At 70.8% G+C, this 233-nt stretch carries 1 protein-coding gene; it reads left to right on the forward strand.

Annotated features, from left to right (window positions below; all coding sequences use genetic code 11):
* Window positions 1–233: arginase family protein (locus RVY79_RS21725; protein ID WP_317466699.1), on the forward strand; the 233-nt coding region annotated here is incomplete at both ends.

Here is a 233-nt window from a genome sequence, read left to right on the forward strand (position 1 = left end):
TGAGCCTGGACATCGACTGCCTGGACCCCGGCTTCTCACCGGGCACCGGCACGCCCGAGCCGGGCGGGCTGAGCAGCGGCCAGCTGTTCACGCTGCTGGAGGAGCTGCACGACCTGAACTTCGTCGGCATGGACTGCGTCGAGGTGGCTCCGCCCTACGACCATGCCGAGCTGACCGCGCAGGCCGCGGCCCACGCTGTGTGGACCTATCTGTGCGGGCAGCTCAGCCGGGGG

The sequence above is a fragment of the Chromohalobacter sp. HP20-39 genome (assembly GCF_033052815.1).
Taxonomy (GTDB): Bacteria; Pseudomonadota; Gammaproteobacteria; order Pseudomonadales; family Halomonadaceae; genus Chromohalobacter.